Source organism: Pseudomonas subflava (genome assembly GCF_023823685.1).
In the GTDB taxonomy this organism is placed as follows: domain Bacteria; phylum Pseudomonadota; class Gammaproteobacteria; order Pseudomonadales; family Pseudomonadaceae; genus Aquipseudomonas; species Aquipseudomonas subflava.
Window position 1 is genome coordinate 1 of record NZ_JAMXBF010000001.1, and the last position, 24,235, is coordinate 24,235.

General features: G+C 67.3%; 13 protein-coding genes. 5 read left to right on the forward strand and 8 right to left on the reverse strand.

Annotated elements, in window-relative coordinates; all coding sequences use genetic code 11:
• Positions 1 to 846 (reverse strand): cache domain-containing protein (locus NF616_RS00005; protein ID WP_252270715.1); only part of this gene is annotated, 846 nt, incomplete at its 3' end.
• A gap of 127 nt (positions 847 to 973) precedes the next feature.
• Here NF616_RS00005 and NF616_RS00010 point away from each other — a divergent pair.
• A complete protein-coding gene (locus NF616_RS00010) occupies positions 974 to 2,470 on the forward strand; it encodes a helicase HerA-like domain-containing protein (protein ID WP_252270716.1) in 1,497 nt (498 codons plus the stop codon).
• An 8-nt stretch (positions 2,471 to 2,478) separates the two neighbouring features.
• Here NF616_RS00010 and NF616_RS00015 read toward each other — a convergent pair whose 3' ends face one another.
• The 7 genes from NF616_RS00015 to NF616_RS00045 form a co-directional block, all read right to left on the reverse strand.
• Positions 2,479 to 2,673, reverse strand: coding sequence for a hypothetical protein (locus NF616_RS00015; protein WP_252270717.1), 195 nt, complete (start codon positions 2,671 to 2,673; stop codon positions 2,479 to 2,481).
• Positions 2,674 to 2,965: 292 nt separating this feature from the next.
• Entirely contained in the window at positions 2,966 to 4,867 is a 1,902-nt protein-coding gene (gene cysN / locus NF616_RS00020; RefSeq protein WP_252270718.1) for a sulfate adenylyltransferase subunit CysN, read from the reverse strand.
• A complete protein-coding gene (gene cysD, locus NF616_RS00025) occupies positions 4,867 to 5,766 on the reverse strand; it encodes a sulfate adenylyltransferase subunit CysD (protein ID WP_252270719.1) in 900 nt (299 codons plus the stop codon). Before cysD ends, cysN begins: the two co-directional genes overlap by 1 nt.
• A gap of 126 nt (positions 5,767 to 5,892) precedes the next feature.
• A complete protein-coding gene (locus NF616_RS00030; RefSeq protein WP_252270720.1) occupies positions 5,893 to 6,789 on the reverse strand; it encodes an extracellular catalytic domain type 1 short-chain-length polyhydroxyalkanoate depolymerase in 897 nt (298 codons plus the stop codon).
• An 11-nt stretch (positions 6,790 to 6,800) separates the two neighbouring features.
• Complete coding sequence (locus NF616_RS00035) at positions 6,801 to 7,187, reverse strand: hypothetical protein (RefSeq protein WP_252270721.1); 387 nt, start codon at positions 7,185 to 7,187, stop codon at positions 6,801 to 6,803.
• 12 nt (positions 7,188 to 7,199) lie between these two features.
• Positions 7,200 to 8,111, reverse strand: a complete 912-nt coding sequence (locus NF616_RS00040; RefSeq protein ID WP_252270722.1) for a sulfotransferase family protein — start codon at positions 8,109 to 8,111, stop codon at positions 7,200 to 7,202.
• Positions 8,111 to 8,947 (reverse strand): sulfatase-like hydrolase/transferase, encoded by an 837-nt coding sequence (locus tag NF616_RS00045; RefSeq protein ID WP_252270723.1) that lies wholly within the window; start codon positions 8,945 to 8,947, stop codon positions 8,111 to 8,113. Before NF616_RS00045 ends, NF616_RS00040 begins: the two co-directional genes overlap by 1 nt.
• 687 nt (positions 8,948 to 9,634) lie before the next feature.
• Here NF616_RS00045 and NF616_RS00050 point away from each other — a divergent pair.
• The 4 genes from NF616_RS00050 to NF616_RS00065 are packed head-to-tail and all read left to right on the forward strand — an operon-like array spanning position 9,635 to position 24,234.
• A complete protein-coding gene (locus NF616_RS00050; RefSeq protein WP_252270724.1) occupies positions 9,635 to 17,746 on the forward strand; it encodes a type I polyketide synthase in 8,112 nt (2,703 codons plus the stop codon).
• Positions 17,746 to 22,338 carry a type I polyketide synthase gene (locus tag NF616_RS00055; protein ID WP_252270725.1) on the forward strand — a complete coding sequence of 1,531 codons (4,593 nt, stop codon included), beginning with the start codon at positions 17,746 to 17,748 and terminating at the stop codon, positions 22,336 to 22,338. Before NF616_RS00050 ends, NF616_RS00055 begins: the two co-directional genes overlap by 1 nt.
• The gene (locus NF616_RS00060; RefSeq protein ID WP_252270726.1) at positions 22,331 to 22,627 is read left to right on the forward strand and encodes a hypothetical protein; all 297 of its coding nucleotides are present in this window, start codon (positions 22,331 to 22,333) and stop codon (positions 22,625 to 22,627) included. Before NF616_RS00055 ends, NF616_RS00060 begins: the two co-directional genes overlap by 8 nt.
• Complete coding sequence (locus NF616_RS00065) at positions 22,624 to 24,234, forward strand: alkaline phosphatase family protein (protein ID WP_252270727.1); 1,611 nt, start codon at positions 22,624 to 22,626, stop codon at positions 24,232 to 24,234. The genes NF616_RS00060 and NF616_RS00065 overlap by 4 nt, the downstream gene beginning before the upstream one ends.
• Position 24,235: the final 1 nt, after the last annotated feature.

Genomic DNA, 24,235 nt, shown 5'->3' on the forward strand with positions numbered 1-24,235 from the left:
GATCACCGCGACGAGGGTGGCGACCACGGCGGAGGCGCGGAACTCATGCAGCGTGGCGTAGGCCTTGTCCTTGTCGATGGACAGGCCGACGTACCAGGTGACCGATGGCAGCCCCTTGACCTGGGTGAAGGTCAGCAGACGATCGGTGCCGTCCAGCTCTGCCTCCGAGAGCTCGGTGCTGATCTGCGGCGTGTTCTGCGGATAGACCTCCTTGAGTGTTTTCATCACCAGGTCCTGCTTCGGGTGGACCAGAATTCTGCCGTCGGCGCTGACCAGGAAGGCGTAGCCCAGGCCGTCGAAATCCAGCGAGTTGATGATCTGCACCAGGGTATCCAGGCTGAGGTCGCCACCGACCACGCCGGTGCTGCCGGCCGGAGTGGCGATGGTCATGATCAGCTTGCTGGTGGCGGCATCCACATACGGCTCGGTCAGCGTCGAGCCGCCCGCGGCCATGGCGTCCTTGTACCAGGGGCGGGTTCGCGGGTCGTAACCGTCGGGCATGGGGCTCTCGGGGCGCATGGTGAAGCTGCCGTCCGCCGAGCCGAGATAGGTGAAGTCGAAGGTCGACGCCGGCGCCTTGCTCTCCAACGTGCGGGCCAGGGTATCGGGCGTGTCGTCCTGCACGCTCTGCGCGATGTTCTCCACCAGCAGGATGCGCCCCGAGAGCCAGTTCTGGATATTGCTCGCGGTGACGTCCCCGAGGCTGCGCAGTTCGCTTTCCAGGTCCGCGCGGATCGCATTCCGTTGCAAGTAATCGTTGTACAGGGTGAACAGAGTGAAAGCGGCGATCACTACCAGCGAGGCCGCGAGCAGGATCTTGTGGCTGAACTTCAGGTTCTGAGTCATGGCTACTTGCGTCCGGTAGTGTCTGGCAGCAGTCTTGTTATCAACGGAGCGGTGACGCGCGGATCTTTCGAGTGACACCTCTATAGCGACATAACTGCAGTAAAGCTTTAGCCAGAGGGATGGCAAGATGCCCGTAGCCGATTCTCTAATTCTGGGTGCCGACACCCAGGGTCAGCCCGTCGCCCAGGCCCTGCGCCTGGCCAACCGCCACGGCCTGGTGGCCGGCGCCACCGGCACCGGCAAGACGGTGACGCTGCAACGCCTGGCCGAGGCGTTCAGCGATGCCGGTGTGGCGGTGTTCGCCGCCGACATCAAGGGCGACTTCTGCGGTCTGGGCGCGGTCGGTAATCCCCAAGGCAAGGTCGCCGAGCGGATCGCCAGCATGCCCTGGTTGCATCACACGCCCCAGGGCTACCCCGTGACGCTGTGGGACGTGGCCGGCAAAAGCGGGCATCCGTTGCGCACCACGCTCAGCGAGATGGGCCCACTGCTGCTGGGCAACCTGCTTGAGCTCACCGACAGTCAGCAGGCCGCGCTCTATGCCGCCTTCCAGGTGGCCGACCGCGAAAGTTTGCTGCTGCTCGACCTGAAGGACCTCAAGGCGCTGCTCAACCACCTCAAGGATCACCCCGAGTTGCTCGGCGAGGACCGCGCGCTGTTCGCCGGCGCCTCGGCCCAGGCGCTGTTGCGGCGTCTGGCGACCCTGGAGCAGCAGGGCGCCGAGATGCTGTTCGGCGAGCCGGCCCTGCAGCTGGAGGACATTCTTCACCCCGATCGTGACGGCCGCGGACGCATTCATCTGATGGATGCCAGTCGCCTGATCCACGAGGCGCCCAAGGTCTATGCGACCTTCCTGCTGTGGCTGCTGGCCGAGCTGTTCGAGCAGCTGCCCGAGCGTGGCGATGCCGACAAGCCCGTGCTGGCGCTGTTCTTCGACGAGGCGCACCTGCTTTTCGCCGACACTCCCAAGGCGCTGCAGGAGCGTCTGGAGCAGGTGGTACGGCTGATCCGCTCCAAGGGAGTCGGCGTCTACTTCGTCACCCAGTCGCCGGGTGACCTGCCGGATGAGGTGCTGGCACAACTCGGCCTGCGCATCCAGCACGGCCTGCGTGCCTTCACCGCCAAGGAGCAGAAGTCGCTGCGTGCGGTGGCCGATGGCTTCCGCCCGAACCCGGCGTTCGACAGCCTGAGTGTGCTCACCGAGCTGGGCATCGGCGAGGCGCTGGTCGGCACCCTGGAAGAGAAGGGCACGCCGGCGATGGTCCAGCGCGTCGCCATCGCTCCGCCGCAGTCGCGTATCGGCCCGCTGAGCGAGGCGGAGCGAGCAGCACTGCTGCGCACATCGCCCCAGGCCGGTCGCTACGACAGGCCTGTGGATCGCGAATCCGCCTACGAAATGCTCATGGCCCGCGCCGCTCAGGCACCTGTAGAAGCGGCGCCGGCCGGCAAGGGGGCGAGCGCACCGGCGGAGCAGGGTGGTCTTGGCGGCATGGCCGGCGAGCTGCTCGGCAGCCTGGCCAGTCAGGTCATGAAGACGGCCGTACGCCAGGCCGCCAACCAGATCGGTCGACAGCTGGTGCGTGGGCTGATGGGGTCGCTGCTGGGAGGTGGTCGGCGCCGCTGAGGCGCCGGTCACTCCGCCTCGCGGGCCTGTTCGATCTTGTTCAGTTCCTGCTGGAACGCCTGGTCCAGCAGGCTGGGCTTCTTGCGCCAGGGTTTGCGCTCGGGGTCGGGCTGAGCGGCGTAGGTGATCACTTCGCCGCCGTATACATCCTTGTAACGTTGCGCCTGACGCTCCAGTTCGGCGCGCAGTTCGTCTTTCGTCACATATTCACCAGATTGAGTGGGTGGGCCGCCAGCGGCCACCGCGGACATCAGCTTCGGCTGATCGTATGAGGGGTGGCACGATTATAGCGATTGGTTCTTTGGAGTTTCCATCGCCTGGAAGTACTCACGTCGAGTATTGGAATCCGCGTCGCACGCCGAGTTCAGCCCATTTCGGCCGCTTCGTAGGCAAGGGGGGGGAAGAAGAAAGCGCGGCGGCGCTGCAAACAACGAGCGCTCGCGCGCTCGAGGGATTTCATGTGACCGCCAGCCTGGGGGCGCGGGTCCCCGATCTTCAGACCAGCAGACCCAGCTCCCGCAGTTGCCGCACGATCAGATCGGCGGCGTCTTCGGCGCTGTGCTTGAGCGTCTCGATGCGGATCTCCGGTTGCTCGGGCGCCTCGTAGGGTGAGTCGATGCCGGTGAAGTTCTTCAGTTCGCCGCGCCGCGCCTTCTTGTACAGGCCTTTGGGGTCGCGCTTCTCCACTTCTGCCAGGGGTGTGTCGACGAATACCTCGATGAACTCGCCCTCGGCCACCAAATCACGGGCCAGCTGGCGTTCCGAGCGGAAAGGCGAGATGAAGGCGGTGACCACCATCATCCCGGCGTCCACCATCAGCCTGGCCACTTCGCCGATGCGGCGGATGTTCTCCACCCGGTCGGCGGCGGTGAAACCCAGGTCCTTGTTCAGGCCGTGGCGCACGTTGTCGCCGTCGAGCAGATAGGTGTGCACGCCGAGCGCGTGCAGGCGGCGTTCCAGCAGGTTGGCGATGGTCGATTTGCCGGCGCCGGATAGGCCGGTCAGCCAGATCACGCAGGGCTTGTGGCCGTTCAACCGGGTGCGTGACGCCTTGTCGACCTCCACGGCCTGCCAGTGGATGTTCTGCGAGCGGCGCAGGGCGAAGTGCAGCATGCCGGCGCCGACCGTCTGGTGGGTGTAGCGGTCGATGACGATGAAGCTGCCCATGTCGCGGTTTTCCGCGTAGGGATCGAAGGGGGCGGCGCGATCCAGGCTCAGGGTGCAGACGCCGATCTCGTTGAGCCCTAGGGTTTTGGCCGGCAGCTGGTCGAGGCTGTTGACGTCGACCTGGTACTTGGGTTGACCGAGGGCACCGCCGATGCTGCTGGCGCCGAGCTTGATCAGGTAGGGGCGGCCCGGCAGCATCGCCTCCTCACTCATCCATACCACGGTGGCCTCGAACTGGTCGGCCACCGCCGGCGGAGCGTCGGCGGCGGCGATCACGTCGCCGCGGCTGATGTCGATCTCGTCGCTGAGGGTCAGGGTCACTGACTGGCCGGTGACCGCCTGCGGCAAGTCTCCAGCCATTGTGACGATGCGCTCGACCTTGCTGGTCTTGCCAGAGGGCAGCACGCGGATGGCGTCGCCCGGCCGCACGCTGCCACCGAGAATGCGTCCGGAGAAACCGCGGAAATCCAGGTTGGGGCGATTCACCCACTGTATCGGCATGCGCAGCGGCGCGTCCTCGCGAGCTTGCTCCAGCTCCACCGTCTCGAGGAACTGCATCAGGCTCGGGCCCTGGTACCAGGGCGTGTTCGGGCTGGGCTCGGTGATGTTGTCGCCGCGCAGGGCCGACAGAGGAATGCTCTGGATGTGCTCGATGCCCAGCCGGCCGGCGAAGGCGCGGTAGTCGGCGTCGATTTGCTCGAACACCTCCTGCGAGTAGCCGACCATGTCCAGCTTGTTGATGGCCAGTACCACACGACGAATGCCGATCAGCGACACCAGGTAGCTGTGCCGGCGGGTCTGGGTCAGTACGCCCTTGCGCGCGTCGATCAGAATCACCGCGACGTCGGCGGTCGAGGCACCGGTGATCATGTTGCGTGTGTACTGCTCGTGGCCGGGAGTGTCGGCGACGATGAACTTGCGTTTCTCGGTGGCGAAGAAGCGGTAGGCCACATCGATGGTGATGCCCTGTTCGCGCTCGGCGGACAGACCGTCCACCAGGAGGGCGAAGTCCAGCTCGCCGCCCTGGGTGCCGTGCTTCTTCGAGTCGCTCTCCAGAGCGCTGAGCTGATCTTCCAGCAGTGCCTTGGACTCATAGAGCAGGCGGCCGATCAGCGTGCTCTTGCCGTCGTCGACGCTGCCACAGGTGATGAAACGCAGCAGCGTCTTGTGCCGGTGCACCTCGAGGTACTGTTCGATATCGTCTTCGATGAGATGGGTGTGGGCGTTCATCAGAAGTACCCCTCGACTTTCTTCTTTTCCATGGAGCCGGCGCTGTCGTGGTCGATGATTCGGCCCTGGCGTTCGCTGGTGGTGGCCAGCAGCATCTCGCGGATGATCGCCGGCAGGCTGTCGGCCTCGGACTCCACCGCGCCGGTCAGCGGATAGCAGCCCAGGGTGCGGAAGCGCACGCTCTTCAGCTGCGGCTGCTCGCCGGGGCGCAGCGGCATGCGTTCGTCGTCGACCATGATCAGCACGCCGTCGCGCTCCACCACCGGGCGCTTCTCGGCGAGGTACAGCGGCACGATGGGGATGTTCTCGAGGTGGATGTACTGCCAGATGTCCAGCTCGGTCCAGTTCGACAGGGGGAAGGCGCGGATGCTCTCGCCGGGCAGCTTGCGTGCGTTGTACAGGCGCCACAGCTCCGGGCGCTGAGCCTTGGGTTCCCAGCGGTGCTGGGCGCTGCGGAAGGAGAACACGCGCTCCTTGGCGCGCGATTTTTCCTCGTCGCGGCGCGCGCCGCCGAAGGCCAGGTCGAAGCCGCGCTGGTCCAGGGCCTGCTTCAGGCCGACGGTCTTCCACAGGTCGGTGTGCAGTGCCGAGCCGTGGGTGAAGGGATTGATGCCGCGCTCCAGCGCATCCTGGTTGCGGTGGATCAGCAGCTCCATGCCGGACTCGCGCGCCATGCGCTCGCGCATCTCGTACATGGCGCGGAATTTCCAGGTGGTGTCCACGTGCAGCAGCGGGAAGGGCGGACGCGAGGGGAAGAAGGCCTTGCGCGCCAGATGCAGCATCACCGCGCTGTCCTTGCCGATGGAGTAGAGCATCACCGGGTTTTCCGCCTCGGAAACCGCTTCGCGGAAAATATCGATGCTCTCCGCTTCCAGGCGCTCTAGATGGGTGAGGGGCATTTCGGTTCGCCTCGTGATGACGGGTGCTGCTGGCTGATGAGTGCAGTTTACCGGCCGTCCCGTGGGGGCGACAGGGCTTGCGGCGTGTGGGCAGTTGAGTGGGCGGTCTTCGCCGCCCTGGCAGGTTCAGTTGTTCTTCTTGAACTGCTTGACGAAGTCCCAGGCGGCCTGGCTGGCGGAGAAGTCGCCGCCGAACAGCTTACGGTTGCGTGGGCTGTCGCCGCCCGGCCAGACGTGCTCGCCGTTGGGGATCAGGCGCAGCTGCAGCGGCGCCTTGCCCTGGCAGTTCCAGCTGGTGAGCTCCGAGCCATCGGCCAGATCCTTTTCGTTCGGACCGGCGCCGCAGCCGTGGGCGCTGGCAATCATCTTCAGGGTCTCGGGCACCGAGCGGTGGGCCACGCCGGAAATCGCGTTCTCGCCCATGCCGCCCTGGTAGGGGACGTTGCTGTCCTTGCCGCCGTGGATGTGCAGTACCGGGATGTTTCTCGCCCCGGGACAGCTGTTCACCGCCAGGGTGCCAGAAACCGGCACGATGGCGGCGATGTCGTCGGGCAGCTCGCAGGCCAGACGATAGGCCATCATGGCGCCGTTGGAGATGCCGGTGGCGTAGACCCGCGAACGGTCTACGGGATGATGGCTGCCGATGTCGGCCAGCATGGCGTGGATGAAGCTTACGTCGTTTACGTTGAGTTCCGCCGCTCTGCCGCAGCACTTGCCGGCATTCCAGGTACGCCGGTTAGGCATCATCCGCGCGCCGGTGCCATTGGGGTAGGCCACCAGAAAACCGTTGGCCTGGGCGACGCGGTTCATGCCGGTGGTGCGCTCGGTCTCGTCGGCGTTGCCCAGGCCTCCGTGCATGACGATCATCAGCGGCAGCGGGCCCTTGGGCGCGCCCTCGGGGACATACAGCTTGTAGCTGCGCTCCTCGCCGCCGGCCTCGAGCTGATGTAAGCGGCCTTCTGCGGCGAGTGCATGGGCCGCGATCAGCGCGAGGCAGGGGGCGAGCAGAGTGATCAGGCGCATGGTGCGTCTCCCTAGCAGTTCTCTTCGGTTCGCTGGATGTCCGCCACGTCCAGGGCCGCGTCTTCCAGCTCGCGGATCACGGCCAGGTCGCTGCGCAGCTCGGTCAGCACTGCCTCCAGCCACTGGATGTCGGTCTCGATCTTCTGCCGGAACCTGACGATTTCCTTGAGGCTGAGGTTTTCCGAGGGGCGCCCCTGGCCGTCGAACAGCAGGCGCACGCTGGCGGCGATCTCGCGGTTGCCGCTGAGGTGTGACAGTTCGCGGTCCAGGTAATGGCGCACGCGGCTGGCCTGCACGCGCTTCTGCAGGTCGTCGCGCAGCACCTGCAGATGCGGCGGTAGTTCCGGGAGCATGTCGCTCGGTGCGCTGATGTTGCCCAGGCGGTTGCGTGTCGGCATGTCTCGTCTCGCTCAGTGGGAGTAGCCGAACTCCAGCGCCATGCGCTGGACCTCGGGTTTCAGGCAAGCGCCGTCCATGCGCCAGGGCAACGGTGCGCGCAGCGGCGGATGTTTCGGCAGGTGCGACTCGAACACCGGGTCGCGCATGTAGTTCGGGTCGTTGCCGAACAGCGCATTGATCGGCCCAACCGTGGCGAAGGGCGACAGCTCGGGATGCAGCATGTCCTCCAGCGCCTCGAGGTCGTCGCGCAGGCCCAGCCAGCGGCAGATGCGCGGCAGGCACTGCAGCGGCTCGGCCATCACGTCCTCGCCGCGCACGTGCATCTTCTGCCGGGGCGGGACCTTCTCCAGGAGTTCCAGGATGTTCAGGTTGATGTCGTGCCAGGCGATCTGCGGATCGATGACGGCCTCGCCTTCGCAGTAGTCGATGGAGTTCACCGACAGGGCGTAGCCGCCGTCCTGGATCTTCATCACCGAGTGGCCCTGGTTGGTCGGATGCCGCGTCAGATGCAGGTAGAAGGCGTCCGGATAGGCGTCGTAGATGCGCTGCAGGAACACCGGGCTGACCACGTGGGCCGGACTCTTGTCGATGGCCATCAGCGGCGATACCGCGTCGGCGATCTCGCGGAACACCTGCATGCCGCTGCGGCTCTGCCGCGCCGCCACCCAGTGGTTGGCCATCACCACGGCGGCGCTGCTCTGTTCGCCGGCATAGATTTGCGCCACCGCGCGCAGGATGCCGTGGCGCTGAAAGCGCGACATGCCGGTCTTGTCCGGGCCGTCCTGCCACATCTCGATCAGCCGATCGACGGTGAACAGGTTCAGCTCCGGCAGCCCGTAGGCCTGCGGATGCTGGCCGAGCATGCCGGCGATCAGCGAGGTGTACGACCGCGGCAGGGCCAGGATGAACAGCGGCTGGCGCATCAGACCTTGCCCGCGAAGCCTTCGACGAAGGGCACCTCGAAGCACTTCTCGTGCATGATCGGGCCGTGGCCGAAGTAGCCGTCCTCGCCGAACAGCTCGCCGTGATCGGCGGTGATGATGAACCAGGTGTTCGCCGGCGCCTTCTCCATCAGCTTGCCAATCAGCCCGTCGACGTATTCCACGCAGCGAACCTGCTGCTGGCGCAGCATCTCCATCTGCTCCTGATCGAAGAACGCCTCGCTGTCCGCAGCATTGTGCTGGGCCTCGCCGCCCAGGCTCTTGAACACCCCGTGCACGCCGGAAATGCGCGGCAGGTTCTCGTCCTTGAGCATGTAGGGGTAGTGGGTTTCGCCGAGGTTGAGGAAGTAGTAGTGCGGCTCGTCCTCGGGGAAGGTCATTTCCTCGACCATGCCGGCGAAGTCGTTGTGGTTGCCCATCAGCTTGTAGTCATCGAAGTGCTGATTGATCGCGGTCTGCTGGTTCAGCACCGGCATCGACACCCGCGCCACCGTGCGGTAGCCGAGCTGGCCAAGCACCTTGGGCAGCGACAGCTCGGGGATGAAGTCGCGGAACGACACGTCGGCAATGCCGGTGCGCTCTACCCACTGGACGAATTCTTCCTTGTACACCTCGGAGGCGTACACCTCGCGCGGCGTGCTGTGCGGCAGCATGCCCATGGTGAAGGCGTAGTGCGAAGGCGCCGTCCAGGAGGCGTAGGAATAGCGCTTCTCCACCTGGCCGACGCGCTCGATGTTCGGCGTCCTGGCTGCCACGCAGGAGTCGTAGCGGCAGCTGTCCATGATGATGAAAACGATGTGGTTGATGGGCGCGCTCATGGTTGTCCTCTCTGGGGATAGGGGCGGGTCGGCTCAGCGAAGGGCGCTGGGAAGGCATCGGCCAAGCCCCGCTATCTGGCGGGCCTGCAGGCTGCTGCGGTTCGGCTGGGTGTCCATTCCTTGGCTCCTTCTGATCGAAAACTCGCTGTCCGGCGATCACTGACTCGGCGGCCGAGTGTCCTCGCTGGCATTTCGCAGCACCCCCTCCTTGCGGTGGGGGCGAAAGCGCGTCGGTACTGATTTCATTTTGTGATGGATTTTTGACGAATTCATTTTGCCGTTGCGCTTTCGGATGTAATTTTGACAGTATTTGGTGGTAAATAGTAAATAGCCATCAGGATAGTTTTTGATTTGAGTCGGTATTTGATCTGCTGTGCCGGTTCAGATGGCTTGAAAATCAAATAATTAGAAATTTGTACTCTGCCTCTGATGTTTGCCTTTTGACGCGGATCGCCGCTTGAGCGGCGCCTCGCAAAGCGGCGCACACGAGGTTTTTGTGGTGGGGACGATCGAGTCGTACTGCGTTTTCAGGGTTCGCCCGCTTTCGCATCTGCGCTCAACCGTAGTCGCTGCTAGCTAACTGGCCCCCGAGCGTGAGCGGAGCAACCGCCGCACGGGGTTTGTTTGGCCCGGAAAGAGCTACGAACCATGCTAGGCACTCCTGATCGACCCGGTCTTCGCACGCTGTTGCTTTCGCCCCTTGGTCTCGGTCATCCCGCACTGGCGATCGCCGCCTCCCGTGCCGGCGGCATTGGGGTGCTGGACCTGGAATTGAGTGCCGCTCCGGCCTTCACTCAGTTGCAACTGCTGGCCCGCCATGCTGGCGAGCAGGGCTTCGGCGTACGTCTCGGCGCCTTCGATGCCGAACTGGCCGACCGACTCGGCGAGCTCCTCGATGCGGGTCTGAACCTGCTGATCCTCGGCCGCGAGCAATGGCCCGAATGGCAGCACTGGCTGGCCGACACTCGCATGGACGCGGCGACCCTGCTGCTCGAGCTCAGCGACAATGAGCCTCTCGATTCCGCCATCGCCGGGCGCCTGGACGGCCTGCTGCTCAAGGGGCATGAGGCCGCCGGCTTTGTCGGCGAGAGCAGCAGCTTCATCCTCGCCCAGCATTGGCGCGCGACCTGTGAACTGCCGCTGTATCTTCGCGGCGGCATCACTCCGCACACCGCCGCGGCCGCCGCTCTGGCCGGCTGCGCCGGGGTGGCGCTGGACAGCCAGGTGCTGCTGCTGCAGGAATCGCCGGTGGTGGCGGAGCTGCAGCCGCATCTGCGTAGTTTGTCTGGCAGCGAGACACTGGCCGCGGGCAACGGCGAGCACGGCCGCTATTGCCGCATCCTGGTGCGCCCGGGTTTCGCCCGCGCCCGGACCTTTGTCGCCGATGCCGAAGCACTGACCCCGACGCAGATGCGCGAGCGCCTGCTGGCCGAGGTGGAGTGGCGCAACCCGCCCGCCGGCCTGCTGCCGCTGGGCCAGGACGTAGCTTTCGCTGCCACCTGGCAGAAGCAGTTCGGCAGCGTTGCCCAGCTGTTCCAGGCGATCGACGCGGCGGTGCAGCACAATCCGCAGATCGCCCTGAGCGCCCGTGCCCTGCGCGGCGAAAGGGCGCCGTTCGCCGAGGCCTTGGGCCTGAACCTGCCGCTGGTGCAGGGGCCGATGAGCCGGGTCTCGGACAAGGCCGAATTCGCTGCCGCCGTGGCAGAAGGCGGTGCGCTGCCGATGCTGGCCCTGGCGCTGCTCAAGGGCAAGCCGCTGGCCGCCCTGCTGGCGAAGACCGCCGAGCTGCTGGCCGGTCGCCCCTGGGGGATCGGCCTGCTCGGCTTCGCCCCGCAGACGCTGCTGGACGAGCAGATCGCCGCGGCCAAGCCGCACCGGCCCAGCTACGCGATCATTGCCGGCGGCCGCCCGGACCAGGCGGTGCGCCTTGAGCAGTCGGGCATCCCGTCCTTCCTCCACGTGCCGTCGTCCAACCTGATTCCGATGTTCCTGAAGGAAGGCGCGCGACGCTTCATCTTCGAGGGGCGCGAGTGTGGTGGCCACGTCGGTCCGCTGAGCAGCTTCGTGCTGTGGAGCAGCATGATCGATCGCCTGCTGGAGGAGATCGCCCTGGGCGTGCCGGCAGACGAGATCCAGGTGCTGTTCGCTGGCGGCATTCACGATGCCCGCTCCTCGGCCATGGTCCAGGCCATGGCCGCGCCGCTGCTGGCCAAGGGCGTCAAGGTCGGCCTGCTGATGGGCAGCGCCTATCTGTTCACCCGCGAAATCGTCGAGGCCGGCGCCATCGTCGAGACCTTCCAGCAGCAAGCCATCGATTGCGCGCGCACGGTCAACCTGGAGTCCGGCACCGGTCATGCCAGTCGCTGCGCCTACACGCCGTTCGCCGCTGCCTTCTTCGCCCGCCGCAACGAACTCAGGCAGCAGGCGGTGCCGGCCGACGAGGCCCGCGAGCAGCTCGACGACCTGATCCTCGGTCGCCTGCGTCTGGCCTCCAAGGGCAGTATGCGGGTGGGCGAGGAGGGCGCGATCAGGGAATTCGGCGCCTCCGAGCAGGTGGCCGACGGCATGTACATGATCGGCCAGGTCGCCACCCTGCGCGACGCCGTCACCGATATCGCCGGCCTGCACCGGGCGGTGACCGAGGATTCGCTAGTTCTGCTGGAGGAATACCAGCAGACGCAGCTCGAGACAGCTGTCGAGCCGGGCCAGCCCGCCGACATCGCGATCATCGGCATGGGCTCGATCCTGCCCGGTTCCAACACCACCCGCGAATACTGGCAGAACATCCTGGCCAAGGTCGACGCCATCACCGAGATCCCCGCGCACCGCTGGGACTGGCGCCTGTACTTCGACGAAGATCGCACCACGCCGGACAAGATCTACTCGCGCTGGGGTGGTTTCCTCGACGACCTGGTGTTCGACCCGACGCGCTACGGCATGCCGCCCAAGTCCATCGAGTCGGTCGACCCGATGCAGCTGATGGCCCTGGATATCGCCCGCCAGACCCTGGCCGATGCCGGCTACGAGCAGCGTGGCTTCAACCGCGAGAAGGCCTCGGTGATCATCGGCGCCAGCGGCGGCGCCGGCGACGTCGGCATGCAGTACGGCCTGCGTTCCGAGCTGCCGCGCTTCAAGGGTGATCTGCCGGGCGAGATCGCCGGGCGCCTGCCGCAATGGACCGAGGACACCTTCGCCGGCATCCTGATCAACGTGATGGCCGGGCGCATCGCCAACCGCCTGGACTTCGGCGGCGTCAATTTCGCCACCGACGCGGCCTGCGCCTCGTCCCTGGCGGCCGTCTACCAGGGCATCAACGAACTGCTCTCCGGGCGCAGCGACCTGGTCATCGCCGGTGGCGTGGACACCGTGCAGGGTCCGTTCGGCTACCTCTGCTTCAGCAAGACCCAGGCCCTGTCGCCACGCGGCCGCTGCCGCACCTTCGACGCATCGGCCGACGGCATCGTGATTTCCGAGGGCATCGCCATGGTCGCGCTGAAGCGCCTCAGCGATGCCGAGCGTGATGGCGACCGCGTCTACGCGGTGATCAAGGGCATGGCCGGCAGCAGCGACGGCAAGGCCAAGGGCCTCACCGCGCCGCTGCCCGCCGGTCAGCTGCGCGCCATGCGCCGCGCCTACCAACAGGCCGGCTTCGGTCCGGACAGCGTCGGCCTGTTCGAGGCCCACGGCACCGGCACCGTGGCCGGCGACACCGCCGAGCTGGACAGCACCACCTCGCTGCTGCGCGAGGTGGGCAGCCGTCCGGCCCAGGCGGTGGTCGGCTCGGTGAAGACCATGATCGGTCACACCAAGGCCACCGCCGGCGTGGCCGGCATGATCAAGGCGGCCCTGGCCCTGCACCACAAAGTGCTGCCGCCGCATCTGGGCGTGCAGTCGCCCAACCCCGTATTGAAGAAGGACGACAGCCCGCTCTGCGTGCTCGATGAGGCGCAGCCCTGGCTGGCTGCAGCGCAGCAACCGCGCCGCGCCGCCGTCAGTGCCTTCGGTTTCGGCGGCACCAATTTCCACGCGGTGCTCGAGGAATATGCCGGCGAGTACCGGCCCTGGCTCGAACAGAGCGTCAGCGATGCCTGGAGCGCCGAGCTGCTGCTGTGGCGCGCCGGCACCCGCGAACAGTTGCAGGACCAGCTGTCCCAGCTGCAGGCGCAGCTGGCGGCGCCGGGCAAGGTGGCGTTGCGCGATATCGCCTGTTACCTGAGCGACAACCTAGGCCAGGGCGAGCACAGCCTGGCGTTGGTGGTCGGCAGCCTGGACGAGCTGGCCGACAAGCTGGCCAAGGCCCAGCGGCGCCTAGCCGGCGACGAGATGATCGATCCGTCCATCGTTCTCGGCGACAGCCGCGTCGAGCCCGGCCAGGTCGCCCTGCTGTTCCCCGGCCAGGGCTCGCAGAACATTTATATGTTGCGTGAACTGGCGGTGCTGTTCCCCTCCGTCGCCGACACCCTGGCCGAGGCCGATGCACTGCTGGCCGGCGGCACCGAGCGTTTCGCCAGCAAGCCGCTGAGCCAGTTCATCCACCCGCGCGCCTGCTATGACGAAGCTTCCCGTCAAGCGGCGAGCGCGGCTCTGACCAGCACCGACGTGGCCCAGCCTGCCCTCGGTGCGGTGGAGGCCGGCCTGCTGCGCCTGCTGCGCGAGCTGGGCATCGACGGCGATATGCTCGCCGGCCACAGCTACGGCGAGTTCGTCGCGCTGTTCGCCGCCGGGCAGATCGACTTCGCCGGCCTGATGGGCCTGTCGGAGGCCCGCGGTCGCTTCATCGTCGAGGCCGCCGCCAGCGCCGGCAGCGAACTGGGCAGCATGGCCATGGTGCAGGCGCCGCGCGCCCGGGTGGAGCAGGCCATCGCCGCCATTCCGCAGCTGCTGGTGGCCAACCACAATGCCCCGGAGCAGAGCATCATCAGCGGCTCCAGCGCCGGCATCGCCCAGGCGCTGGACGTACTGCAGCAGGCCGGCATCAACGCCAGCCCGATTCCGGTAGCCGCCGCCTTCCATTCGCCCTTCGTCGCGCCCGCCCAAGGTTTGCTGGCCGCCGCCATCGCCGCCACCCCCTGGCAGGCCGGGCACCTGCCGGTGTACTCCAACGCCAGTGCGGCCCTGCATGCCGGCGAGCCGGCCGCGGTCCAGCAGGCGATGGCCGAGCATCTGGTCAAGCCGGTGGAGTTCGTCGCCCAGATCGAGGCCATGTACGCCGCCGGCGCCCGGGTCTTCATCGAGGTCGGACCCAAAGCGGTGCTCAGTCGCCTGGTTGGCCGCATTCTCGACGGCAAGCCGCACCAGGCGGTGGCGCTGGATGAGCGCGGCGGCGGTCTCGTCAGCCTGCTGCTGGCGCTGGCGCGCCTGCATGTTCTGGGCGTGGCCTTCCAGCCGCAACGCCTGTTCGCCGGGCGCGCCTGCCAAGCCAGTACCAACGGCCGTCTCGACGGCCTGTGGCGCGACGCCAGCCTGCCCAAGCAGGCCTGGCTGCTCAATGGTAGCGGCGCCCGCCGTGCCAGCGAGGCGCCGCGACAGATCGGCGTGCGACAGGGCGAGGTGCTGTCCGCCGTAGAGCCCGCAATCGCCGCACACCCGGTGGTGGTGCCGCTGAATCGCAATCCCGCAACCCCGACCCACAGCGCAGTGCGACACAAGGAGAGGCTGGTCATGTCCGAACCCACGGCAATCCACGGTGACGAGATGTCATCGGTGATGGCGGAATACTTCGCCACCATGCGCCAGTTCCTGGAGACCCAGGAGCGTGTGCTCAACGCCTTCATGGCCGGCGGCGCCCAGCCGGCGGCCATGCCACGCAGTCTGCCCGCCGCACCGGCGCCGCGCCGTCCCGTGGCTGCCGCGCCGGTCGCACGTGTGGCTCCGGCCGCCGTGCCGGTGGCAGCTCCCGCACCGGTACCTGCAACCGTGGCGGCTCCGGTCGCCGCTGCGCCCGTGGCCACGCCGGCTCCTGCCGTCGCGCCGGAAGCCAAAGCCGGGAAGCCGAAGATCAAGGACCTGCTGCTGTCCATCGTAGAAGAGCGCACCGGCTACCCGAGCGACATGGTCGGCCTCGAGCAGAACCTGGAGGCCGACCTCGGCATCGACTCGATCAAGCGCGTGGAAATCGTCGGTGCTCTGCTGCAGACCCTGCCGCCGGCCTACGGCAGCGCCCTGGGCGAGGCGCGCAGCCAGCTCAATACCCGCGCGACCCTGGCGGACATGCTGAAGATGCTCGAAGGGCTGGAAGTCGGCGAGGTAGCCGTCCCTTTTGAGTCCGCCGGGGCGAGCCCGAAGACTGTGCCGGTCGCGGCCAGCCACTCGCCCCGGCATATCGTGGTGCCCGAGGAGGAGGCCATTCCCGAGCAGGCCGCGCGCCGGTTCGAGCCGGGCTACTTCATCCTCACCGCCGACGACCACGGTCTGGCGCTGCGCCTGCAGGAGTGGCTGGAGCAGCGCGGCTGCAGCGTGTCGCTGCTGAGCCGTGGGCTGCTGGCCGACGAGACGGCGCTCGATGCCTGGTGCCGCGAGACGGCAGCCAACCCGGGCAAACAGGTCGCCGGCGTCATCCACCTGGCCGCGCTGGGCGCCCAGGCGCTGTCGGCGGATGCGGCGCTGGAGGCCTGGCAACGCGAGCTGCTGGTCAACGAAAAATCGCTGTACCTGATTCTCCATGCGCTGGCCGCGCAGCTGCGCGGCGATGCCCATGTGGTCGCGCTCAGCGGCCTCGGTGGTTTGTTCGCCCGCGGCGTCGACGAGCAACGCCATGCCCTGAGCCTGCAGGGCGGCAGCAGCGGCCTGATCAAGTCGATCCGCGAGGAACGACCGGCCCTGCGTACCCGCGCCATCGATCTGGACCCGGCGCTGAGCGACGCCGAGCAACTGGCCATCATCACCACCGAGCTGCAGGTGGTCGGCGGGCGCCAGGAGGTCGGCTACCCGGCCGGGCGTCGCACGGTGTTCCGCACCCAGGCCGACGAGGTCGTCGCCGAAGACCTGCTGCCGCCGGTGGATAACGCCGTGGTGCTGGCCACCGGCGGCGCCCGCGGCATCACCGCCGAGGTGCTGCGCGAGATCGCCCGACCCGGCAATGTGCTGGTGCTGACCGGGCGCAGCCCGCTGGCCGATGAGGACGTCGCTACAGCCGGCCTGCGGGACGAGCGGCAGCTGCGCCAGCACTTCATCGGCGAGGTGCGCGCCGGCCGTCTCGCCATGACCCCGGCCGAAATGCAGAAGCGCACCGCCGCGCTGATCGGCCTGCGCGAAATGCACGGCAACATCGCCGACCTGCGCGCCCGCGGCGCGACGGTCGAATACCTGGCGGTGGATACCACCGACGAGGCGGCCCTGGCTGCCGCCATCGACGGCATCCGCCAGCGCCACGGCAAGCTCAGCGGCGTGGTGCACGGCGCCGGGGTGATCGAGGACAAGCTGCTGGAAGACAAGACACCGGACAGCTGGATGCGCGTGGTCGGCACCAAGGTGCTGGGCATGCTGTTGTTGCACAAGCTGGTGCGCGTCGAGGAGCTGGAGTTCTTCGCCGTGTTCAGCTCGGTGGCCGGGCGCTACGGCAACAGCGGCCAGCTCGACTACGCCACCGCCAACGAGCTGATGAGCCGCCTGTGCTGCCAGTTGCAGCGGCTGTGGGGCGACAAGACCAAGCTGCTGTCGCTGAACTGGGGCCCCTGGGGGCCGACCCTGTTCGGCGCCGGCATGGTCACCGCCGAGACCGAGAAGAAATTCGCCGACAAGGGCGTGGCCCTGGTCGGTGCCGCTCAGGGCCGCCGCCTGTTCGACGAGGCCCTGCGCCTGAAGGCTGGCCACGCGGTCGAAGTGGTGGCCGGCGACGGCCCCTGGGAACGTCACGAGGAGCAGGTAGGTCGCTGGCAGGAAGAGACCGGCGCCGCGCCGCCGACCGCCCGCCAGCCACTGCTGACCCAGTGCCGCATCGAGGACGGCGAAAAGGGTACCCAGATCCTGCACTTCATTCTCGACGCCAGCCACGGCTACCTGCAGGAACACTGCATCGACGGCGTCCCGGTGCTGCCGGCGGCCGTGGCCCTGGAGATCATCGCCGAGGCCGCCACCCTGATGTGGCCGGGCTGGATCGTCGCCGAGGTGGCCGATCTGCGCCTGCTCAAGGGCGTGCAGCTGAGCGAGCCGACCCAGGCCCTGTCGTTGCTGACCAATCCGCCGACCTATGCCAGCAGCGAAGGCTTCGACGCCAGCATCAGCATCCGTTCCGGCAGTGGCAAGCAGCAACGTATGCACTACCGCGCCGCGGTGAAAATGGCCCAGCAGCTCCCCGAGGCGCCGCGCCATGTGCCCAGCGAGTACCACGGTCGTGAGCTGCCGGTGGCCAAGGCCTATCAGGAGTGGCTGTTCCACGGCCCGCGCTTCCAGGTGATTCGTGGCATCCGCGGCCTGTCCAGCCAGGGCGCCGCGGCGCTGATGTGCCCGAGCTCGCCGCAACAGTGGCTGGCCGGCGGACGTGTCGAACAACAGTGGATCATCGACCCGGCGGTGCTCGATGCCGCGCCGCAGATGGCCCTGCTCTGGGCGCGCACCTTCCACGACGGCTCGGCGTTGCCGGCCCAGTTCGGCCGGGTGATCCGTTACGTCGAGCAACTGCCCGAGCGCTTCCACATGGACTTCCAGTGCCTGCCCGGCGAGGCCCAGCAGGTGCGCGCGAACGTGTTCTTCAGCGACGACGAAGGCCGCCTGCTGCTGCTGATCGAAGACCTGCAGTGCATCGTCGATGCGCGCCTCAATCGCCTGGGCGGCACCCACCTGCGCAAGGAAACCGAGTGATGAGCAACGCGCCTATCGCCATCATCGGCATGGCCTGCATCTTCCCGCAGGCCCCGGACCTGGCGGCCTTCTGGCGCAACATCCTGGCCGGCACCGACGCCGTCGGCGAGCCACAGGACGAGTGGGAGGCGCAGCGCTATCTGAACTCCGGGCGCATCAACACCCAGCACGGCGGCTACCTGAACGACCTGTACCGCTTCGATCCGCGCGAGTTCGGCATCATGCCCAGCTCGGTGGATGGCGGTGAGCCGGACCAGTTCCTCGCCCTCAAGGTGGCCTTCGATGCCCTGCAGGATGCCGGCTACGCGGGCGACGGCGTCGACCATCGCGACACCGGCATCATCCTCGGCCACAGCACCTACCTGCACCGCGGCCAGGTCAGCCATATCCAGAACCACATCGTCCTCGACCAGACCCTGGAGCTGCTCAAGGCCGCCCAGCCGAGCCTGAGCGAGGACGACCTGGCGCGCCTGCGCACGGCGCTGCAGAAGCAGCTGCCGCCGTCCAACACCGACATCGCCCCGGGCCTGGTGCCCAACGTGATGACCGGGCGCATCGCCAATCGCCTCAACCTCAGAGGCCCCAACTACATAGTCGACGCCGCCTGTTCGTCCTCGCTGCTGGCGGTCAACGCCGCCATGGACGAGCTGCGCAGCGGGCGTAGCCGCCTGATGATCGCCGGTGGGGTCAATGCCTCGTTGCCGGCCGAGGTCTCGGTGATCTTCACTCAGCTCGGCGCCCTCAGCGGGCGCGGCAAGGTTCGCCCGTTCGAGCAGGGCAGCGATGGCACCCTGCTCGGCGAAGGCCTGGGCATGGTGGTGCTCAAGCGCCTGGACGACGCCCTGGCCGACGGCGACCGCATCTATGCCGTGCTGCGTGGTATCGGCCAGGCCAGCGATGGCCGCGGCACCGGCCTGCTGGCGCCGAGCGAGGAGGGCGAGGCCCTGTCGATCCGCCGCGCCTATGAGAGCAGCGGCGTCGATCCGGCCAGCATCTCCCTGGTCGAGGCCCACGGCACCGGCATTCCGCTCGGCGACAAGACCGAGATTGCCGCCCTGCGCAGCGTGCTCGGCGAGCGCCAGGGCCTGCTCGGCAGCGTGGCCATCGGCTCGGTGAAGTCGATGATTAGTCACTGCATCCCTGCCGCCGGCATCGCCGGCCTGATCAAGACCAGTCTGGCCCTGCACCACAAGGTGTTGCCGCCGACCCTGTGCGGCACGGTCAACCCGGCACTGGGTATCGGCGCCACGCCGCTGTACGTCAACACCGCCAGCAAGCCCTGGATCGCCAAGCCGCAGAACCCGCGCCGCGCCGGTATCAACTCGTTCGGCTTTGGCGGCATCAATACCCATGCGGTGCTGGAGGAGGCGCCGGCCGCCGCCCAGCGGCCGTTGAGCTTCGCCCGCCGCGAGTGCGAACTGTGCGTGTTCGCCGCAGCCGACGAGGCTGCACTGCTGGCGCAGCTGCAGCAGGTACAGGCTTATATAGAGAGCAACCCCGGCGTGGCGCTGCTGGACCTGGCCGCCACCCTGGCCACCCACGACAGTGCCGACAAACCGGCGCGCCTGGCCGTGCTGGCCGGCGATGTGGCCGAACTGGCGAAGAAGCTGCAGCAGGCGGCGAAGAAGATCGGCGAGGCCAAGAGCCCGCGCTGGATGACCCGCACCGGGCTGGTATTCAGCAGCCAGCCACTGCAGGGCAAGCTGGCCTTCCTGTTCCCCGGCGAAGGCTCGCAATACTTGAACATGCTGGTCGACCTAGCCCAGCAGTTCCCCGAAGTGCGCGAGTGGTTCGACTTCTGGCAGGGCCTGTACGACGAACAGCCTGGCTCGACCCGCACCGATATCCTGTTCCCTCCGGCCAGCGAGCTGGATGACGAGCAGCGCCAGCGCCTGGAAGCGCGCCTGTTCGACATGGACGTGGGCTCCGAGGCGGTGTTCGTCGCCAGCCAGGCCCTGTTCAGCCTGCTGGGCGCCTTGGGTGTGGAGCCGGATGCCATGCTCGGCCACAGCACCGGCGAGTCCTCAGCCCTGGCAGCCAGCGGCGCGATGGCCTTCGGCGACCGCGACCAGCTGGCCGACTTTATCCGCGAGCTGAACAAGGTCTACCGCGGCGTGCTGGACGGCGGTGGCATCGCCACCGGCGCACTGCTCACCGTTGGCGCGCTCAAGCGCGAGGTGGTGGATCGCCATATCGCCGCCCGCACCGAGCCGGTGGTGGTGGCCATGGACAACTGTCAGAACCAGCTGGTGCTGTTCTCCGACCGCGCCACCATCGAGGCCCTGCTGCGGCTGCTCGGCGAAGAGGGCGGCATCTGTTCGATCCTACCATTCGACCGTGCCTACCACACGCCGCTGTTCGCCGCGGTCACCGGCGCCTTCCACCAGTACTACCGCGATGTCGGCCTGCAGGCGCCGAAGACGCCGCTGTATTCCTGCGCCAGTGCCGACCTGTTCCCGACCGAGCCTGAGGCGGCGTGCGAGCTGGCCGCGGCGCAGTGGTCGAGCACCGTGCGCTTTCGCGAAACCATCGCCCACATGCACCGCGATGGCGTGCGCTACTTCGTCGAGGTCGGCCCTTCCGGCAACCTGACCGGCTTCGTCAACGACATCCTCGGTGGCGAGGAGTACCTGGCCATCGCCTCCAACGCGCGCAAGCGCAGCGGCGTGGAGCAGTTGTTCAACCTGCTCGGCAGCCTGTTCGCCAACGGCAAGACGGTGGACCTCGGCAAGCTCTACCGCGGCATCGCCTGCCGCGTGCTCGACCTCGATCAGCCGTTGCCACAGCCCAAGCGCGGCATGCTGGTGAAGAACACCATGCCGGTGGTGCATGTGAACGAATCGCTCGGCGAGCTGCTGCGCGAACTGTTCCAGCCGGTCGCGGCCGTAGCCGCGCAGCCGCTGGCAGCGAGCCCGACGGCGCCGCTGCTGGTGGATATCCAGCGCCAGGGCGAGCGGCTCAGCGCCCAGTGCCCGCTGTGGTCCACCGACCGCTTCCTCGCCGATCACGTGTTGTCCGGCCCCAGCTCCTACCATCAGCCCGAGCTGCAAGGCCTGGCCTGCGTGGCGATGATGGCCAGCCTGGAAATCATGGCCGAGGCCTGCGCGCTGCTGGCCGGAAGCGTGGCGATCAACCTGATCGAGAACGTCCGCGCCTTCGACTGGGTTGCCCTGGATCGCGGCGAGCTGACCTTGCGGGTGCAGGCCGAGCGCGTCGCCGACAACCACTACCGGGCCGAGCTGCACAACGCCGGCAGCCTGGTGATGAGCGCCGAATTCCGCTTCGCCGCGCAGCTTGCCGGCGCGCCGCTGGCCGAGCTGCAGGGCGGCATCGGTTACCGCTGGCCGGACCACGAGCTGTACAGCACCGGCATGTTCCACGGCCCGCTGTTCCAGAGCATCGCCAGCATCCAAACCTGGGCGGAGGAGGGCATCGATGCCCAGCTCGCCAGCTGCTCGCTGGATGGATTCGTGCATGACGGCGAGTCCTACGCCCTGGTGCTCAACCCGGTGCTGCTGGACGCTCTCGGCCAGCTGGCCGCTTATTGGCTGGCGCAGCAGGTCGGCACCGATTTCAATAGCTTCCCCTCGCATATCGCCCGCATCGAGCTGCATGCGCCGGCCCCGGCCGATCTGTCCGGCGCCTGGCTGCGTGGCCGCCAGCGCCCGGTCGATGCGGCCAACTCCGGCCTGGATGCACCACGCACCTGGACCTTCGACTGCCTGCATGAGGGCCGCCTGCTGCTGCACGCCAGCGGCTTCGCCAACCTGTTCTTCCCGGTGCCCAACGCCTTCTACCAGCTGCGCCGCGAACCGCTGAACGGCTGGCTCGGAGCGCCGTTGGCCACGGCCTTGCCGGAGGTGTTGCTGTGGCAGTTGGAGCAGTTGCCCGAGGACTTCTGCAAGCAGTCGGCGGCGATCTTCCTGCGCATTCTCGCCCACGCCGTACTGGCCGCGGACGAGCGCGAGGAATGGGAGGCCGTTCGCCAGACCCGCCGTGCCCGCGAGTGGCTGCATGGCCGCCTGTGCCTGAAGGAAGCGACCCGCTACTTCATCTACCAGCAGACCGGCGAGCTGCTCTGCCCGGCAGATGTGAGCGTGCAGCACGATGCGCTGGGCGCGCCCTTCGTCGACGGCTGGTGGAACGGCCATTGGCTGGCCGCGCCGGCCGTGTCGCTGAGCCACGACCGCGATGGCTGCGTGGCCGCCCTGGTGCCCGCCGGCGCCGTGGGTGTGGATGCCGAGCGCCTGGATCGTCTGCAACGTCCGGAGCTGGTGGCCGGTTCGTTCACCGCCCATGAGCAGCATGTGCTGGCCGCGGTCGATCCGGTCTGGCAGGGCGAGCTGACCCTGCGCACCTGGTGCGCCAAGGAGGCCGCCGCCAAGTACCTGGGCTGCGGCCTGCGCGGTGCGCCACAGGATTTCGAGGTGCGTTTCCTCGAAACCGGCGACCTGGCCGAAGTGATTTTCGCCGGCGACGCCAGCCTGGCGCCGGCCTGCGTGAACGTGGCCTTCGAGGTGCAGGGCGATCGGCTGATCGCGCTGGCCGGGGCCGAATGGGAAGTAACGGAATACGGAGTGGCCAATGGCTGAGAGCAAGAGCGCAATCGAGCAAACCCTGATCCACATCGCTGCCGACCTGACCCAGGACTGGGGCATCGAGCTGGACCAGCCGCTGAGCGCCGAGACCCGGCTGGTGGCGGACATGGAGTTCGCCTCTGTCGACATCATCCAGCTGATCGTCGCCATCGAAGAGCACTACAACCGCCCGAAAATGGGCTTCCAGGATCTGCTGATGAACGACGGCAGTTACGTCGACGATCTCTCCATCGGGCAGCTGATCGACTTCGTTCACGAGAAACTCACAGGAGTGCCGGCATGACCACTCGTACCCTCTTCATCGGCATGGATGGCTGCACCTTCACCATCCTCGACGACCTCTGCGTGGAGAAGGACGGCCAGCCGGCCGTGATGCCCTTCCTCGGCAGCATCATGGCCCGCGGCACCCGCGCCAAGCTGCGCTCGACGCCCAATCCGCTGACCCCGCCGGCCTGGGTCTCGCTGATGACCGGGCGCACCCCGGGCAACCACGGCCTGCTCGATTTCATCCGCGCCGAGGAGCGTGGCGAGGACGTGTTCTTCACCCTCTACGACTCGCGCGACAACCTGGCCGAGACCATCTGGTCCATTGCCAGCCGCCAGGAGCGCCGCGTCGCCGTACTCAACCTGCCGTTCACCGCGCCGCCGCCCAAGGACCTCAACGGTTTCATGGTGCCGGGCTTCATCCCTTGGCGGCATCTGCGCCGCAACACCGTGCCGGGCGATTTCTACGACCGCCTCAAGCAGGACCTGCCGGGGTTCGATCCGAAAGAACTGGCCTGGGACTTCGAGCAGGAGAAGCAGGCGGTCGACGACCTCACCGACGAGGACCGCGAGAACTGGGTGCGCTACCACCTGCCGCGCGAGAAGCAGTGGTTCGAGATCGCCAAATACCTGCTCAAGGAAGAGGCGCCGGAGCTGATGGCGGTGATGTTCGACGGCGTCGACAAGCTGCAGCACCAGGCCTGGCTGTTCCTCGACCCGGCCCTGCAGCACGACGGCGTCAGCGACTACCACAAGCGCATGCGCACGCTGTGCCTGGATTACTTCCGCCAGCTCGACGGCTTCATCGAGGAGCTGGTGACCATGGCCGGTCCGGACTGCCAGGTGTTCATGGCATCCGACCACGGCTTCACCGCCACCACCGAGGTGGTACGGATCAACGCCTGGCTGCACGAGAAGGGTTACCTGCACTGGAAGGAGGTGCTCGATCCGGGCTCCGAGGCCGCCAAGCGCCGCGAGGAAAGCATGTTCGCCAACCTCGACTGGACCAAGACCACCGCATACTGCCGCACCCCGTCGAGCAACGGCATCAACATCCGCGTCGCGCGCAATCCGGGCGAGACCGGGATCAAGCCGGAAGACTACGAGGCCTTCCGCGAGCAACTGATCCTCGACATCAAGGCGCTGAAGGACCCGGTGACCGGCGAGAGCATCGTCAGCGAGATCCACCTGCGCGAGGAAGTCTTCGCCGGCCCGGCGATGATGGACGCGCCGGACCTGCTGCTGGTGCTGCGCGACTTCGGCTTCGTCTCGATCAAGAACAAGCTGCCGATCGTCGAGCCGCGCGAGGAGCCGGCTGGTACCCACCACCCGGACGGCATCTTCATCGCCTGCGGCCCGGGCGTGCGCAAGGGCGTGCAGATCGAGCGCCGGCACATCTGCGATGTCGGCGCGACCCTGCTTTACAGCCAGGGCCTGGAAGTGCCCGGCGACTTCGAGGGCAAGGTGGCTGGCGACATGTTCATCAAGCCGTGGCTGATCCAAAACCCGATCCGCATCGGCGAAGCCACCCGCGGGGTGAACAAGGACGCCAATGCCGAGGGCATGGCCGACGACGAGAAGGACAAGCTGATGGCCCAGCTGCAGATGCTCGGCTACATGGAGTAAC